This is a genomic window from Salinirubellus salinus, from assembly GCF_025231485.1.
Lineage (GTDB): Archaea > Halobacteriota > Halobacteria > Halobacteriales > Haloarculaceae > Salinirubellus > Salinirubellus salinus.
Genome location: NZ_CP104003.1, coordinates 3,314,569 through 3,328,611 on the forward strand (window position 1 = coordinate 3,314,569; position 14,043 = coordinate 3,328,611).

At 69.9% G+C, this 14,043-nt stretch carries 15 protein-coding genes; 6 read left to right on the plus strand and 9 right to left on the minus strand.

Annotation, left to right across the window (positions count from 1 at the left end; all coding sequences use genetic code 11):
• The first annotated feature begins 7 nt into the window (after positions 1 to 7).
• Positions 8 to 1,432, plus strand: coding sequence for an FAD-binding oxidoreductase (locus N0B31_RS17505; RefSeq protein WP_260592905.1), 1,425 nt, complete (start codon positions 8 to 10; stop codon positions 1,430 to 1,432).
• Positions 1,433 to 1,561: 129 nt separating this feature from the next.
• Here N0B31_RS17505 and N0B31_RS17510 read toward each other — a convergent pair whose 3' ends face one another.
• The 5 genes from N0B31_RS17510 to N0B31_RS17530 form a co-directional block, all read right to left on the minus strand.
• Positions 1,562 to 2,641 (minus strand): ABC transporter substrate-binding protein, encoded by a 1,080-nt coding sequence (locus N0B31_RS17510; RefSeq protein WP_380628482.1) that lies wholly within the window; start codon positions 2,639 to 2,641, stop codon positions 1,562 to 1,564.
• Between the two features lie 613 nt (positions 2,642 to 3,254).
• Complete coding sequence (locus N0B31_RS17515; protein ID WP_260592907.1) at positions 3,255 to 3,644, minus strand: DUF7475 family protein; 390 nt, start codon at positions 3,642 to 3,644, stop codon at positions 3,255 to 3,257.
• A gap of 135 nt (positions 3,645 to 3,779) precedes the next feature.
• Positions 3,780 to 4,202 carry a DUF5790 family protein gene (locus N0B31_RS17520; protein WP_260592908.1) on the minus strand — a complete coding sequence of 141 codons (423 nt, stop codon included), beginning with the start codon at positions 4,200 to 4,202 and terminating at the stop codon, positions 3,780 to 3,782.
• Between the two features lie 74 nt (positions 4,203 to 4,276).
• Positions 4,277 to 5,341: a DUF7544 domain-containing protein gene (locus N0B31_RS17525; RefSeq protein WP_260592909.1), complete on the minus strand. Its 1,065-nt coding sequence runs from the start codon at positions 5,339 to 5,341 to the stop codon at positions 4,277 to 4,279.
• Between the two features lie 91 nt (positions 5,342 to 5,432).
• Positions 5,433 to 5,861, minus strand: a complete 429-nt coding sequence (locus N0B31_RS17530; RefSeq protein ID WP_260592910.1) for a dihydroneopterin aldolase family protein — start codon at positions 5,859 to 5,861, stop codon at positions 5,433 to 5,435.
• A gap of 264 nt (positions 5,862 to 6,125) precedes the next feature.
• Between N0B31_RS17530 and N0B31_RS17535 the strand changes: the two genes are divergently transcribed.
• Positions 6,126 to 6,731, plus strand: a complete 606-nt coding sequence (locus N0B31_RS17535) for a translation initiation factor IF-2 subunit beta (RefSeq protein ID WP_260592911.1) — start codon at positions 6,126 to 6,128, stop codon at positions 6,729 to 6,731.
• A 234-nt stretch (positions 6,732 to 6,965) separates the two neighbouring features.
• Here the strand turns inward: N0B31_RS17535 and N0B31_RS17540 are convergent, their stop codons facing one another.
• The 4 genes from N0B31_RS17540 to N0B31_RS17555 form a co-directional block, all read right to left on the minus strand.
• The gene (locus tag N0B31_RS17540) at positions 6,966 to 7,418 is read right to left on the minus strand and encodes a DUF5518 domain-containing protein (RefSeq protein ID WP_260592912.1); all 453 of its coding nucleotides are present in this window, start codon (positions 7,416 to 7,418) and stop codon (positions 6,966 to 6,968) included.
• A 74-nt stretch (positions 7,419 to 7,492) separates the two neighbouring features.
• The gene (locus tag N0B31_RS17545; RefSeq protein ID WP_368389198.1) at positions 7,493 to 8,830 is read right to left on the minus strand and encodes an Hvo_1808 family surface protein; all 1,338 of its coding nucleotides are present in this window, start codon (positions 8,828 to 8,830) and stop codon (positions 7,493 to 7,495) included.
• Complete coding sequence (locus tag N0B31_RS17550) at positions 8,827 to 10,179, minus strand: Hvo_1808 family surface protein (RefSeq protein WP_260592913.1); 1,353 nt, start codon at positions 10,177 to 10,179, stop codon at positions 8,827 to 8,829. The genes N0B31_RS17545 and N0B31_RS17550 overlap by 4 nt, the downstream gene beginning before the upstream one ends.
• A 24-nt stretch (positions 10,180 to 10,203) precedes the next feature.
• Positions 10,204 to 11,790, minus strand: a complete 1,587-nt coding sequence (locus tag N0B31_RS17555) for an Hvo_1808 family surface protein (protein ID WP_260592914.1) — start codon at positions 11,788 to 11,790, stop codon at positions 10,204 to 10,206.
• 102 nt (positions 11,791 to 11,892) lie between these two features.
• Between N0B31_RS17555 and N0B31_RS17560 the strand changes: the two genes are divergently transcribed.
• From N0B31_RS17560 to N0B31_RS17575, 4 genes are read left to right on the plus strand one after another with little or no spacing between them, the layout of a single operon-like run.
• A complete protein-coding gene (locus tag N0B31_RS17560; RefSeq protein ID WP_260592915.1) occupies positions 11,893 to 12,420 on the plus strand; it encodes a DUF5810 domain-containing protein in 528 nt (175 codons plus the stop codon).
• A 24-nt stretch (positions 12,421 to 12,444) separates the two neighbouring features.
• Positions 12,445 to 12,888 (plus strand): DUF5809 family protein, encoded by a 444-nt coding sequence (locus tag N0B31_RS17565; protein ID WP_260592916.1) that lies wholly within the window; start codon positions 12,445 to 12,447, stop codon positions 12,886 to 12,888.
• Positions 12,885 to 13,277, plus strand: coding sequence for a hypothetical protein (locus N0B31_RS17570; RefSeq protein ID WP_260592917.1), 393 nt, complete (start codon positions 12,885 to 12,887; stop codon positions 13,275 to 13,277). The genes N0B31_RS17565 and N0B31_RS17570 overlap by 4 nt, the downstream gene beginning before the upstream one ends.
• A complete protein-coding gene (locus N0B31_RS17575) occupies positions 13,274 to 13,888 on the plus strand; it encodes an NUDIX hydrolase (protein ID WP_260592918.1) in 615 nt (204 codons plus the stop codon). Before N0B31_RS17570 ends, N0B31_RS17575 begins: the two co-directional genes overlap by 4 nt.
• Positions 13,889 to 14,043: the final 155 nt, after the last annotated feature.

Below are 14,043 nucleotides of genomic sequence, written 5' to 3' on the forward strand. Positions count from 1 at the left end.
GTCGGTCATGGCACGAGCGACACTCGACACCGACGGCATCGACCAGTTCGCCGAGCGTCTCCACGGCGAGGTGCTGACGCCCGACTCACCCGGCTACGACGAGGTACGCGCCGTCTGGAACGGGACGGTGGACCGCCACCCCGCGCTCGTCGTCCGCCCCACCGGCGTCGCGGACGTGCAGGCCGCACTCGCGTTCGCCCGTGAGACCGACCTCCCGGTCTCGACCCGCGGCGGCGGCCACAACGTCTCCGGGAGCGCCGTCTGCGACGACGGCCTCGTGATAGACTGCTCGGCGATGGACGCGGTCCGGGTCGACCCCGCGGCCCGGACGGCGTGGGTCCAGTCGGGCACGACGTGGGCCGACGTGGACCACGAGACGCAGGCGTTCGGCCTCGCCACGCCCGGCGGCGTCGTCTCGAAGACTGGCGTCGCCGGCCTCACCCTCGGTGGCGGCATCGGCCACCTCCGGTGTGCGTACGGCCTCTCCTGCGACAACCTCCGCACGGTCGAACTCGTCACGCCCGACGGCGAGTACCGCGTCGCCAGCCGCGAATCGAATCCCGACCTCTTCTGGGGACTCCGCGGCGGCGGTGGGAACTTCGGCGTCGTCACCGCCTTCGAGTTCGATTGCCACCCGGTCGGTCCGGAGGTGGCGACGCTCCTCGTGTTCTACCCGGCCGACGACCTCCGGGCGGTCCTGCGTGGCTACCGCGAGTTCGTCGCCCACTCGCCCGACGAGGTGAGTACGCTCACGTTCGCGGGGACGCTCCCCGACGAGGAACTGTTCTCGGGCGAGACGCTGGACCGGGAGAAGATCACCGTGATGGGCGCCCACGCCGGTGACGTCGACGCGGGGCGCGAGGCACTCGCGCCCCTCCGCGAACTGGCGGACCCGCTCGCCGACCTGAGCGGGTCGATGCCCTACGTCGAGTTCCAGCGACTCCTCGACGCGGACTACCCGGACGGGATGCGCTACTACTGGACCTCGCTGTACCTGGACGGACTGCCCGACGCGGCCATCGACCGGGTCGAACACTGGGCGCGGGTGGCTCCCTCGCCGCTCTCGACGGTCGACGTCTGGGAACTCGGGGGTGCCATCGCCGACGTGGAGCCGGAGGGGAGCGCGTTCCCGGCCCGCGAGGCCCCGTTCTTGCTCGGTATCGAGGCCAACTGGGAGGCCCCGGACGCCGACGAGGCGAACGTGCAGTGGGCCCGCGACTGCATGGCCGACCTGCGCGAGTTCTCCGACGGGTCGGTCTACCTCAACTTCCCGGGGTTCTTCGAGGACCACGACGAGACGATGGCGTGCACGTTCGGCGACGCCTACGAGCGACTGGCGGCGTTACGCGACGAGTACGACCCGACGGGGCTCCTGCACGCGAACGGGGCCGTCCCGTCGCCCGAGGCGGCACGGACCGACGGCGGGGCGTGAGTCACCGATACTCGTCGAGCGTCTCGATGGGGACGGTGTTCGGACGCGCCCGCTGGATAGCGGGGGTGAGTCGGTCACGCACCCGTCGGCGTCTCGCGAGGTCCCGGAGGTGAGAGACCGTCGTCCGGGTTAGATATCGCCGGTGACGATGTCTGCGACGCGCTGACGGTCGAACAGCTGTTCGGACTCCGGCGTCTCGCCCAGCCCTCGCCAGGGCCCGAACTCGTCGGGGTAGAGCTGCTTGGCGAGCATCTCGGTCTGGAAGAGGTTGATTATGGGTCCCTGAGAGCCCGTCCCACCGGGGTAGAGCCGGTCGTTCTGAACCGCCGTGAGTCGTTTGCCGACCTCGTCGGTCTGGAGCACGTCGAGCGTCTGCTGGTAGGCGTCGGCGTTCCCGTAGACGTTCTGCCCGCCGAGCGCGTTGACCGCCTCACTGAACACGAGGACGTCGGGGTCGATATCGAGCAGCCCCTCGAAGTCGGTCTTCAGGTCGTAATGCCCACTATCGTCCGGGTAGTGCCCTTCGAAGGCGTCGACAACGCCCAGAGCCCCGTACTGTCTGAGCTCGTGGGTCACGTCCAGTGCGGGAATCGGTTTGTTCACCCCGAAGAAACCCCTGTTCTCCGGGTTCGTGAACGCGCTCAGGAGCCCTACCGTCGGTCGCTCCGACTTCGCGGGCACCCGTGAGGTGATGTCCTCGATCGTCGTCTCGTAGAGGTCGATCATCGCCTCGGCACGAGCCTCCTCGCGGAAGACCCTGCCGTACCGAGCGAGGAACTCGGGGATCCCGTAGTACGAGTACGGCTCCCCGTCGGGCCAGTTGGGCCAGCCCGGTGACCGCTTCGAGCGGCTCTCGTTCCCGAAGAACGGAGCGATGTCCTCGCGGATCCGCTCCACCGTCGCCGGTTCGAGCCGGTACCACGCGATGAACCGGTTGGGGTCGGTCGCGAGCAGGTCCGGATCGAGTTCGTACAGCAACTCCTCTTCGACGGTGTAACTCTTCGAGACGGTGGCTGGAATCTCGCCCGTCTTCCGCATCGATACGCCCGGGAGGAGATCGTAGAACCCCTGGTACCAGAACCCGGGTCGAGCCATCCCGACGATCGAGTCGGCCCGACCGAGGGCCATCAGCACGTCACCGACGAACCCCCACCCGCAAACGACGGTCTCGGGGGGCTCCTCGAACGTGACCTCCCCGGCTGGCTCGATCGTCGCGCTGTGCGGTCCTGGGGTATCCGTTTGTGTCGGTTCGGGCGTCTCGGTCGCAGTGGGCGACGGAGTCGGCGTCGGTGACGCCTCACCTGGGGCCCCTCCGGACCTGCTCCCACCGATACAGCCCGCCAGTGCCAGACTGGTGACGAGCCCGCCGCCGTATTTCACGCACTCACGCCGTGTCGAACGCTTTTGCTGATCTCGGGACACGTGTTTTAGGCCCACCTAAAGATACGAAAGCGTTTCGAATTTTAGGCCGGCCGAAAAATGGTGCAGTGTCTCGATTCGGGTCTCGGTCGGCGCCGAACCCTGTACTGGCCGGTCGGGTACGTTCAGGGACAGCGGACGACCGCTGGTGAGATGGTCTCTGTCCACCGACCAGCCGTTTCGAGCCGTCGTCGCTCGTCGATGCCTCTCCTGTCGCCGACTACCCCCTCCGTAGCTCGCACGGCACTCCCGACTGCCCCCGGTAGTCCGTCGGGTCGGTACTGCGAACCGGGTGCCCATCGCCCACCCGTGTCCGCACCTCCCCGACACTCGCTCTCTCGGTCCGGTCGCGCGGTGTCGTCCGCACCGTCCCGCTGTCACTCGCCGCGAGCCACGGTCGGCGTCACCCGGCGTGCGAGGCCGTCGGGGAGTCAGTCGTGGCCGTCCGCGTCTGCCAGTAGAGATACGCGAGTACCACGACGAGGACGACCTGGACGGCCTTGTCGACGTACCCGATCGTCGTGAACTCGCCGGCCTTGACGACGTACCAGAGGGGAATCTGGATGGCCGTGTAGACGACCCCGACGAGGTAGAGCAGGGGGCGGCGATAGTCCGCCAGATACAGCCCGATCGCGGCGAGGAACCCGACGCCCGCGAGCGCCACCGGGATCCGCCCCTCGACGACCCCTGCGTAGACGTGGATGACACCCGTCACGGCGACGAGGGCCACCGCGAGCCAACCGAGCCGACTGACGGACTGCCCCTCGAGCACGCTCGATTTTGAACTGGACATACAATACTGTGGACGCTCGCTCGACAATAAGTGGGCGCACGAGTCTCGCCGACCGGGATTCAGTGTGGTGAGGAGTGCACTTTAGACACGGATCTGCCTCCGTGGCGCCGAGCAGTTCCGGTCCGAAAGAGTCGGTTACTCCTCTTCCTCCGCTTCCTCGTCGGCGTCCTCGGCGGCCTCCTTGAGCGCCGACCGGAGCTCCGGGACGGTCTTCGCGAGGTCCGAGACCTTCTCGTGGGCCTCGGTGATGGTCGCCATCAGTTCCTCGACCGCCTCGATGGCCTCGGCGAGGTCGTCGGCGTCCTCGAACGCGTCGGCTCGCTCGCCCATCACGTACGTCTTCTTGGCAGCCCGGAGGTGGTCCTCGGCGTCGCCGAGGTCGAGCGCCGAGCGCAGCCCGTTCAGGACCCCGAGCGTGTTGTCCGCCTCGGCGTCCCACACGTCGTCGGCGTCGGGGAGCGCGGCCCGGGCCTCGGCGAGCGACTCCTCGACCTCCGCACGCATCTCGCTGGCCGCCTCGCCGAACAGTTCGTCGTCGTCGAACGTGGACTGACTCATAGCGTGCGATTCAGCCGCACCGTGTATAAAAGCGTGCCCGAAACTGGAAGTGAAATACGTCGGTTCGGGCCCGTTCAGGCCGACTCAGCGCCGGATGCGTCGTCGGGCGTCTCCGGTCCCTCGTCGCTCCCCACCGCCCGGATGCGGCTCCGGCGCTCCGGGATGGGGTCGAGTTCGGTCTCCGTGTCGCCCAGCACCAGCATCGCGTAGTACCGGAAGTAGGTGACGACGGGCACCCGGACGATGGCCGCGACGAACAGCACCGCGAGGCCCGCGACGAGGCCGATACCGACGACGACGGCCAGCAACACCGGCGATCCGGTGACAGCGCTGGCGATGCCGGCGACGACGACCGGGCCGACGAGCAGTAGGCCGACGATGCCGACGACGAACCCGACGGCCGTCGCGGCCACCAGCGTCAACACCGCCGTCAGCACGACGAACACGAGGTACTCCTTCCAGTCGCCCTTCAGGACGCCCCAGAACCGTCCCCACGCCGAGAGGACGCCGCGGTCCTCGACGAGCATCACGGGGACGACGAAGAACGTCGTGAACCCGTCTATCAGACTGAACACCGTCCCGAACACGACGGCCAGGGGGACCGCCACGAGGACGAGGCCGACCACCCGACCGGGACCGAACGTCTCCGGCCCACCGCCGGCGAACAGGAGTGCCAGTATCGGCCCGGCGATGAGCAGGAGCGCCAGCAGGCCCATCGCGAACCGGAAGCCGAACAGCCGCAGGCCGGCCCCGAGGTGCTCGCGGAAGTACCGTCGGACGTGGACCTCCTCCTCGCGGAGCGAGGTTATCAGGACGAACTCCATCACGCTCCCGACGACGCCGAACAGGAGCGCCAGCAGGATGCCCACCGCGACGGCAACGGCGACCAGCGCGAACACGTCACCGGCGTCGGCGAGCGTTATCGGGCCGAGGTCGATGGGGAACGTCGCCCCGTCGGTCGGGAACTGGCCCGCGTCGGTCGAGACGTTGGTCCCGGACGTCGGGAAACTCCCGCCGACGCCACCGACGAACAGTACCACCACCGCGAGCTTCAGCCAGCGGCTGGCGTCGAACGGCCAGAGGAACGCCTTCGTGGCCTCGAACGCCTCTCCGAGGTCGTCGACCGCGTGTAGCGCCATACCGACCCGGTGACCGTCCGTCGGCTTAACCTCACGGTCGGCGTGTGCCCGAGTCACGCACCATCCCCGACTCTCGCGACGCCCGACCCACTCAGCGCTCGGGCCGGCGGACTCGTTCGACCGACATCAGCGGGTAGTCACCCGCCATCGCCATCCGGGTCGAGACCTCACAGCCCTCGTACTCGACCTCCATCTCCACCTCGGCGAACTTCCCGGTCCACTCCGTGTAGTCGGCCGACTGCTCGGCCAGCGCCGCCTCGATGGCGTCGACCCGGGGCCTGACCGTCACCGACTCGCAGTGGGGCTGGTTCTCGATGGCCGCCTCCATCGCGCGGGCCAGCGAGTCGGCGCTCGCCGGCGAGAGCGGCGTCCCCGCGAACTGGTGATAGAGGGTGCCGAACTTCACGCCCGCTTCGAAACAGGCCACCTCGGCGTCGGTCGGCGACTCGTCGCCGTCGCCCGTCGGTCCCCGGTCGGTCGCTCGGTCCGCACCGCTCGCCTCGTCGCTCGACTCGCTCATGGCCCCGCTTCGTCCGCCCACGGGTAAACCGTGCCGGCCACGTCCGTCGGTCTCGCCACACGCGCTCGCCCGCGGCTGGCGCTGTCACACAACGGGGTCGGCCACTCGCGGTAACCGCACTCCCCCGGCGTCGTCGGGGCGACCGGGACGACGCGGACGACGACCGCCGGACCGACCGAGCCCCCGCGAACGGCGCGTAGGCCCGTTCTCACGTGTCAATCCACGTCACGACACCCCTTTACGGTTCCACTTCTTTCGGACGGTATGGATTACGAAGCGAGTCTCACCCGCGCGATGGACGCGCTCCCCGAGCGCTCCACGAGCGGCGAGCGACTCAGCGTGCCCGACGCCACCGCACAGCCCGACGGCGCGTTCACCCGACTCACCAACCTCGACAGCATCGCCGACACCATCTCCCGCGAACCGGACCACGTCCACTCGTTCATCCAGCGAGCCCTCGGTACCGCCGGGAAGCTCGAGGAGGGCGTCGGCCGCTACAACGGCCGCTTCTCGGGGTCGGACTTCGACGCCGTCCTCGAGGACTACATGGAGGAGTACGTCCTCTGTTCGGAGTGTGGCCTGCCGGACACCCGCCTCGTCCGCGAGAACCGCACCCCGATGCTCCGCTGTGACGCCTGTGGTGCGTTCCGTCCGGTGGCCAAGCGCAAGCGCTCGACCACCACCCAGCGCGACCAGGTGAAGAAGGGTTCGACCTACACCGTCGAGATCACCGGCACCGGCCGCAAGGGCGACGGCGTCGCCGAGCGCGGCAAGTACACCATCTTCGTCCCCGGCGCGCAGGAGGGCGAGGTCGTGGACGTCTACATCGAGAACGTCTCCGGGGAGCTGGCGTTCGCCCGGAAGGCGTAAGCGGTCCGTCCGCGGCTCGTCTGGTCCGAAGCACGTCTTCCCGTCGTCTCTCACCGACCGCACTGGCGAGCGCCAGCGCCGCCGCTCTCGGGTGGTAGAGAGACGGGGTAGGCCGCCGGCGTTGACTACGCGTGCAGAGTACGCGCGTCGAAAGGTAGCCACCGACCGTGCCGTCTACCGAACCGTCGTCGGGCACGCTACAAGAGGGCTCCGCTTGGCCGGCGCGGTCCCGGCTCAGTCGGCCGTCGACGCCGGGCGCTCCGGACCGGTCTTCGCGGCCAGCCAGTCACCGACTCTCCCCCCCAGCGCACCCACGAGCCCCAGGAGACAGACCACGATCGCGAGGACGACGACGACGCCGACAGCCTGCACGACGGCGAACCACGCCGGCTGTGACAACCCGGCGATGTACGCGAAGATGTCGTGGGAGGAGAAGGCCGGAATCGCCGCGACGCCGGCGACGAGTCCGGTCCGCAGTCCGACTCGGGTGCTCGCGCCGGTGCCGTGGAACAGGGCGCCACCGAGGAGTCCGGCGAGGAACACGGCGGTGGCGTCGACTGGCTCCGAGGGGGTGGACGACTGCCAGTACCGGGCCGCGATGGACGCGCCGGCGACGAGGCCGGCGAGCAGCGGGTAGCGCCACTCGCGGCTGGTCGGCACTTCACGGAGGGCGTGGAGGGACGGCATACGCGGGACGTGTCGGGTCGGCCACCTAAGCCTGTCGCGCGCCGTCCCGGCACCCTCGCTTCGGGTCGAACGGCCTACGCCGGTGTCCGCACGTCGCGCAGGTCCGCCCGCGTCGGGGCGTTCACCACCGTCACCGTCCGGCCCTCCAGTTCGACCCGGAAGGCGTCGGCGTAGCTCCCCTCGTCTATCACGTAGACGCCGTCGCGCACCTCGCGAGCGTCCCTCGACTCGAGCACCTGCCGGTAGGCCGTGTGGAACTCGCGGGCGTCGGCGGTGGTGTCCCACTCGACGCGCCAGACGTAGCCGTACTGCTCCCCGTCGTCCGTCGCCTTCCGGTAGGGGACCAGCGTGTCGCCGCCCCACCCGTCGCTCGCCTCGAAGTCGTAGCGGTACGGCGAGCGGTTCTCGTCGGGGACGACGCCGTTGGCCCAGAGCATCGCGTAGATGGACGCCTCGCCGACCGTGTCGGCGTCCTGTTCGAGGTCGAACCGCGCCCAGCCGTTCCGGGTCCGGTCCTCGACGCGCACCTCGACCGGCTCCTCGTCCGGGTACGCCTCGGGGTGGATGACCTGCTCGGTCGAGGCGGGGAACGCCTCGTAGGCGTCGTTCACGGCCGACCAGTCGCCGCCGGCGCGCTCGCGGAGGTCGTCGACCAGCCCCGGCCCGGCCGCGTAGGGGGTGAAGATGGTGAGGAACACGCCGTCGAGCGTCCCGCCACCACCGCCGCTCGGGGGGCGCTCCAGACACTCCCACTCGCCACGACAGCGCGCGCCGTACTCGCGTTCGACGTAGTTCGCGTCGCCCTCGACGATGCCGTCGACGGCGAGCTGGGTGTCCTGCGTGTCGGGGCTGCCGCCCAGCGAGAGGTGCTGGTCCTGCAGCGCGTGGACGAGCTCGTGGGCGAGCGTCGCCCGGTCGATCGTCGGCGTCTCGGAGTCGCTGACGATGACGATCTCGTCGCGCCCCGGCGAGTAGAACCCGACCACCGACTCGGAGAAGACGGCGTCGAACCGGTCGGCGATGGACTCGTCCTCGCCGTTCAGGAACAGCGCCTCCCACACCTGCTCGTTCCACCGGTCGTACATCGACGGCTCCCCCGGCGTGTCGGTCCCGTCGCTCTGTCGGCGCTCGCGGTACTCCTCTCGGCTGATGACCTCGACGGGGACCGTCTGCTCGAACTCCAGCCCGCGTATCTCCTCGACGCGGGCCATCGTCCGGGCGACGACGGCCTCGCGCTCGGTCTCGTTCAGGCCGTCCTCGGTCGTCACCGAGAGCGGGTCGTCGTACCAGTAGCCGTCCTCCCAGCCCAGCTGGTCGTCGCCGGGGTCCTCGCGGAACCCCGGCAACAGCCCGGTACAGCCGCTCGTGACGAGGAGCAGCGCCAGCACCACCGCGGCTGCCACGCGTCTCACTCGCCGCCCACCTCCGAGAGCGCCGCCACGTCGGGGGCGTTCACCACGGTCACGGTGTCCCCGTCGAGCGTCACCCGGAAGGCGTCGGCGAACGGGCCGTCGGGCACGACGTAGGTCCGCCCGCCACGACGCTCGGCGTCGAGGCGCAGCCGGAGCATCCGGGTGTACCCCTCGTGGAACTCCGCGGCCTCCGCGGGGGAGTCCCAGACCAGCCGCCAGACGTACGCCGACTCGTTCGTCTCGGCGTGCCGGTAGGCGACGAGACGGTCGTTCCCCCACCCGGCAGAGAGGCGGTGGTCGTAGTTGGTCCGGATGGCGTCGTCCGGCCGTGGGACGAACCGCTGCTTCCAGAACATCACGTGTACCTGCGCCTCGCCGAGCGTGTCGTTCCCGACGGCCTGCCAGTCGGCCGTCGAGCGGTCCTCGACGCGCAGGTTCGTCGGGTCGTCCTCTGGGTACGCATCGGGGTGGATGACCTGCTCGGTGGAGGTCGGGACGTCCCCGAACGCCTCGTTCACGGCGTCCCAGCCGCCGTCGGAGCGGTCGCGGAGCGTCGCGACGAACTGCGGCCCCTCGATGTACGGTTGAATCAGCGTGAGGTAGACGCCGGGGTTCCGGGCGATGGCGCCGGCGGGCGGGGCGCCGCCGCTCGGCCGGTCGATACAGTTCCAGTCCACGCCACAGCGGGCCTGGTACTCGCGCTCGACGGTGACGGCGTCGCCCTCGACGAGTCCTTGCCCGGCCAGTCGCGCGTCGCTGGTCGGCGCCCGGTACGAGAGGGTCAACTGCTGGTCCTGCAGGGCGTGGACGAGTTCGTGGGCCAGCGTCCCGCGGCTCACCTGTGGGGTGGGCGAGTCGCTCACGAGGACGATCCCCTCGCCGGGCGAGTAGTAGCCGACGACGCCCGACCCGGTGAGTTCCGAGAGCACCTCGTCCGTGGTCCGGTCCTCGCCGACGAGGAACAGCGCCTCGTAGGCCTGCTCGGCGACCGGGTCGGTCCCGTCGCTCTCGAAGACACCGCGCTCGCGGTACGCCTCGCGGCTGACGACCTCGACGGGGACCGGCTCCTCGAACTCCAGCCCGCGTATCAGTTCGACGCGAGCCATCGCGCGGGCGACGACGGCCTCACGTTCGCTCTCGTTCAGGCCGTCCGTCGCGTTCACCGCGAGCGTGGCGTTCGCGTCGTAGCCAGCCTCCCAGCCGAGGCGGTCGGGGTCGGGCGTCGGGGACGGGGTCCCGGCATCGTCTGTCGGCGTGGTGCCGGGTGTCACCGGTCCGGTCGTGTCCGTCCCGACCCCCTGGTACCCGACGCTACAGCCGGCGAGGAGGAGCAATCCGACGAGCGCCAACGTGGCCGGCCACCGGCGCACGGCTCAGTTCCCCGCGCTCGGTGGCTCGTAGTCGGCGTACACGTCGCCGAGGTCCGACTCACTCGGCGCGTTCACGATGGTGACGGTGTCGCCCTCGACCTCGATGTAGAAGGCGTCCTGGAACGGGCCACGGGTCACCTCCCAGTGGTTCGGCGAGCCGACGCGCTCGCCGCCCCAGTGGCTCAGCAGGTCGCGGTAGCCGGCGGCGAACTCCTCGGCCTCTGCGGGGGAGTCCCAGACGCTCCGCCAGACGTACGCCGTCTCGTTGTCGTCGCCTGGCGTGTCGTAGATGTGTAGCCGGTCACCGTCCCAGCCGTCCGCGTAGTCGATGGCGTAGTTCAGGGGGTCCGTGCTGTTCACCTGGCCGCCCTCGAGGTTGAGGAACTCGTCCGGCTCGACCACGCGCGAGCGGTTCGCCGAGTCGTAGAGCGTGTAGGCGAACATCGCCACCATCCCCGACTGGCCGAACGAGGCGTAGGCCGGCCGCGTCTGCGAGGGTCGCGGGGCGTCGGGCCGCACGCGCTCCCAGTCGCCGCTGTTCGAGTCGGTCAGCGAGACGTTCGTCGGGGCGTCCTCGCCGTACTTCTCGGGGTGGATGACCTGCTCGGCGGAGGCCGGCGGCGCGTCGTACATCGCGTTCACGGCGTCCCAGCCGCCGCGGTTCTCGTGGTAGCCGACGAAGCCGGGCCCGTCGGCGTACGGGAAGTAGTTGAGGATGTAGACGCCGAAGTGGAGGTCACCGCCGCCGCCGCTCCCCTCGCTCGGGACGGAGAGGCAGTCCCACTCGACCCCGCAGCGCTCCTGGTAGCGAAGTTCGACGTTCCGGGCGTCGCCCTCGATGAGACCGTTGTACGCGTTGTACACCTCGCGGGTGGGCCGGTCGTAGCGCGAGATGTCGAACTGCTGGTCCTGCAGGGCGTGGACGAGTTCGTGGCCGAGGGTCAACTCGTCGTTGAGCACGGGCTGGTCCGACTCCGAGACGACGACGATGGTGTCGTTCGCGGGTGAGTAGAAGCCGAGCACGTTCGAGCCGCGGTTCGTGTTCTGGACCGCCAGCGAGTCCTGTCGCTCGCCGATGAGGAACAGGGTCTCGAACTTCACGTTGTCGAAGGTGCGGAACGACTCGGTGTAGTTCGCGCCGCCGTCGACGTACTGCTCGCGGTACGTCGAGCGGTTGATGACGGTGACCGGCACCGTCTCCTCGAACTCGAGTTGTCGGATGTGCTCGACGCGAGCCATCGCGCGGCCGACGACGGCCGACAGCTCGGACTCGTTCAGCCCGTCGGTCCCGTTCACGGACAGGGTCTCGTTGTACCAGTAGCCGTCCTCCCAGCCCAGCCGGTCGGTCGGCGGGTCCGCGAGGTCGGACTGCATCGTCGCGTTCGGTGCGGCCGTCGGCGTCGACGCGGGCGTCGCGGTCGTCGTCCCGCCGCCGGTCGTCGTGGCGGTCGGCGTGTCCGTGGCGGGCGTCGCTGTCTGTCCCGGGGTGGAGGCGGGTGGGGGCGTGGGCGTGTCGCCCTGCTGGAGCCCGACGCTACACCCGGCGAGGACGAGCATCAGGGCGAGGGCGACGGCCGCGAGGGGTCGCATGCCCGGACCGAGGGGCGGACGGACCAAAAGCCCCGCGGCGGTGGGGCCGTCCGCCGCCTCCGATGCCGGACGAGTTTTCCCGCGTCGGCTCCTCCCTCCGCCATGGGCTACGAGTGTCCCGTCTGTTCCACCCCACAGGCCGACGCCCGCCACCTCGCCAACCACATGGCCATCGTGGCCATGATGGGGCGCGAGGAACACGCCGCGTGGCTCGACGAACACGCCCCCGGCTGGGCGGACGCCGGCGAGGCCGAGCTCGCCCCGCGGGTCGCCGAACACGCCACGGAGAAGGAGTTCCCACAGGTGTTCGAGGACACCGTGGGCGGACTGGAGGAGGGCGAGGACCCGGACGACCCGCTCTCAGAGCGCGGCGGCGCGCTGTTCGACGACGTCCCGCACGACCACGACCACGCGGGGGCCCACGGCCACCAGCACACGCCCCCCGAAGCACACCTCGCGGGGGCGGGCGTGGACAGCGAGAACCTCGACGACGAGACTCGAGCGGCGCTGGAGGAGGCCCGCGAGATGACACGGACGATGTTAGGTGACGAGGCGGACGAGGATGGCGACGCCGACGACGAGGCCACCGACGAGGAACCGGCCGCGAGCGACGGCGATAACAACGCCTAACGGCCGTCGCCGGCTACTCGAGGTATGGACAGCGACGGGAGGTTCGCCCCGGCCTCGGTCGCGGCGGCCCGCGAGCGCTACGCCGACCTCGCCGGGACGGCCAGACAGGTGGTCCGCGAGACGGCCCGTGCGATGGATCTCGACCGCGAGGAGTACCGCGACCGGGTGGACGCCGACGTGGTCGCCACCGCGCGAGACGCCCTCTTCGCCGCCGAACTCGAGGTGCGCGTCGGGACCCGCGAGGAGTTCGACGACTGGTGCGACTCGTTCGACGGCGAGGTCCACGTCGTCGGGAGCGAGCACGTCGACAACGTGGCGTGGCACGCCTTCGACGGCGCGGCCGTCGCCGCGACGTTCCAGAACGAACCCGACGCGGCCGTCTCGACGCTCCGCCGGCAGGCGTTCGGGCGGCTCTACCGCGAGCACCTCTACGAGGAGCGCGAGCCGCCGGAGGTGACCGAGGAGTGAGGCCGGTCACGCGCAACACCATCCTCGCCATCCTCGTCGTGGTGGTGCTGTTGCTCGCACTCGGGGCGTTCCCCTCGCTCCTCCGGAGCGGCGACCCGTACTACGTCACGGCCGAGGCGACGAACGAGACTGGCCCGAGCGTGAACGCCACGGAGCTCCCGCCGCGCCAGTACCGGTACATCGACGCCGCCCTCGCCGACGGCCGCTCGAACGCCTACTACGAGGGGCCGTTCGGCTTCAAGGAGGGGTTCAGCCACTCACCGTTCGACGAGTTCGACGCCATCGGCCAGCGGTACGTGGACGCCACCGCCGAGGACGGGTCGGTGGTGTACGTCAGCGAGAACGGCACTCGCTACCGACTGGAGATAATCAGGGAGGCGAGCGGATGACGGGCGAGGGGTCACCCGACCGTCGCCCGGACGGGACCGACCACGACTGGAACGTCGTCGAGTCCCGGACGGAGTACGAGACCGGCTGGTACACCGGCGGCTACGACCTCGTGGAACTCCCGGACGGTCGGACGAAGAAGTACTACTGGGCGGAGTTGCCGCCCGCGGCCGTCATCGTGGCCGTCGTCGACAGCGCGGAACTCCGTTCTGCGGGCCGTCGGACGCAGTCCGACGACGACCAGGTCCTGATGGTCGAGCAGTTCCGCCCCACCATCCGCGAACTCTGCTACGAACTGCCCGCCGGCATCGTCGAGGACGGCGAGTCGTTCACCACCGCCGGCGCGCGCGAACTCCGCGAGGAGACGGGCTTCGAGCCCAACTCGACCGCGCTACTCGAGGAGTTCTGGTGTTCGACGGGCGTGCTCCGGCACAAGCGGGGCATCGTCTGGGCCGAGGGGCTCGAACCGGCGAAGCGGAAACTCGACGGCAACGAGTTCCTCGCCGTGCGGACGGTGCCCGTGGCGGAGGCGCTCGAACTGGCCCGTCGACCGCCCGCGAACGACGCGACCATCGAGGGGCTGTTGCTGGCCGAGGAGGCCGGCCTTATCTGACCCGGCGGCGAGGAGCCGGTCACGGGAAGACTGTCGTCTCTCGCCCCACGACAGCTCGATGGTTCGGGTCTCGCTCCCCGGCCCCGCCGTCGTCCGTCTCCTCGGCTACCTGCTCGTGCTCTGCCCGAGGGGGCCACTACGGCTGTACGGTATCC

Bases quoted from the DNA above. Each gene is read 5' to 3' on its own strand.
- N0B31_RS17530 (WP_260592910.1), bottom strand. From the start codon at position 5,861: ATGAGCGAGTCGAGCGACGAGGCGAGCGGTGCGGACCGAGCGACCGAC.
- N0B31_RS17560 (WP_260592915.1), top strand. From the start codon at position 11,893: ATGGGCTACGAGTGTCCCGTCTGTTCCACCCCACAGGCCGACGCCCGC.
- N0B31_RS17525 (WP_260592909.1), bottom strand. From the start codon at position 5,341: ATGGCGCTACACGCGGTCGACGACCTCGGAGAGGCGTTCGAGGCCACG.
- N0B31_RS17515 (WP_260592907.1), bottom strand. From the start codon at position 3,644: ATGTCCAGTTCAAAATCGAGCGTGCTCGAGGGGCAGTCCGTCAGTCGG.
- N0B31_RS17575 (WP_260592918.1), top strand. From the start codon at position 13,274: ATGACGGGCGAGGGGTCACCCGACCGTCGCCCGGACGGGACCGACCAC.
- N0B31_RS17540 (WP_260592912.1), bottom strand. From the start codon at position 7,418: ATGCCGTCCCTCCACGCCCTCCGTGAAGTGCCGACCAGCCGCGAGTGG.
- N0B31_RS17555 (WP_260592914.1), bottom strand. From the start codon at position 11,790: ATGCGACCCCTCGCGGCCGTCGCCCTCGCCCTGATGCTCGTCCTCGCC.
- N0B31_RS17565 (WP_260592916.1), top strand. From the start codon at position 12,445: ATGGACAGCGACGGGAGGTTCGCCCCGGCCTCGGTCGCGGCGGCCCGC.
- N0B31_RS17505 (WP_260592905.1), top strand. From the start codon at position 8: ATGGCACGAGCGACACTCGACACCGACGGCATCGACCAGTTCGCCGAG.
- N0B31_RS17520 (WP_260592908.1), bottom strand. From the start codon at position 4,202: ATGAGTCAGTCCACGTTCGACGACGACGAACTGTTCGGCGAGGCGGCC.
- N0B31_RS17535 (WP_260592911.1), top strand. From the start codon at position 6,126: ATGGATTACGAAGCGAGTCTCACCCGCGCGATGGACGCGCTCCCCGAG.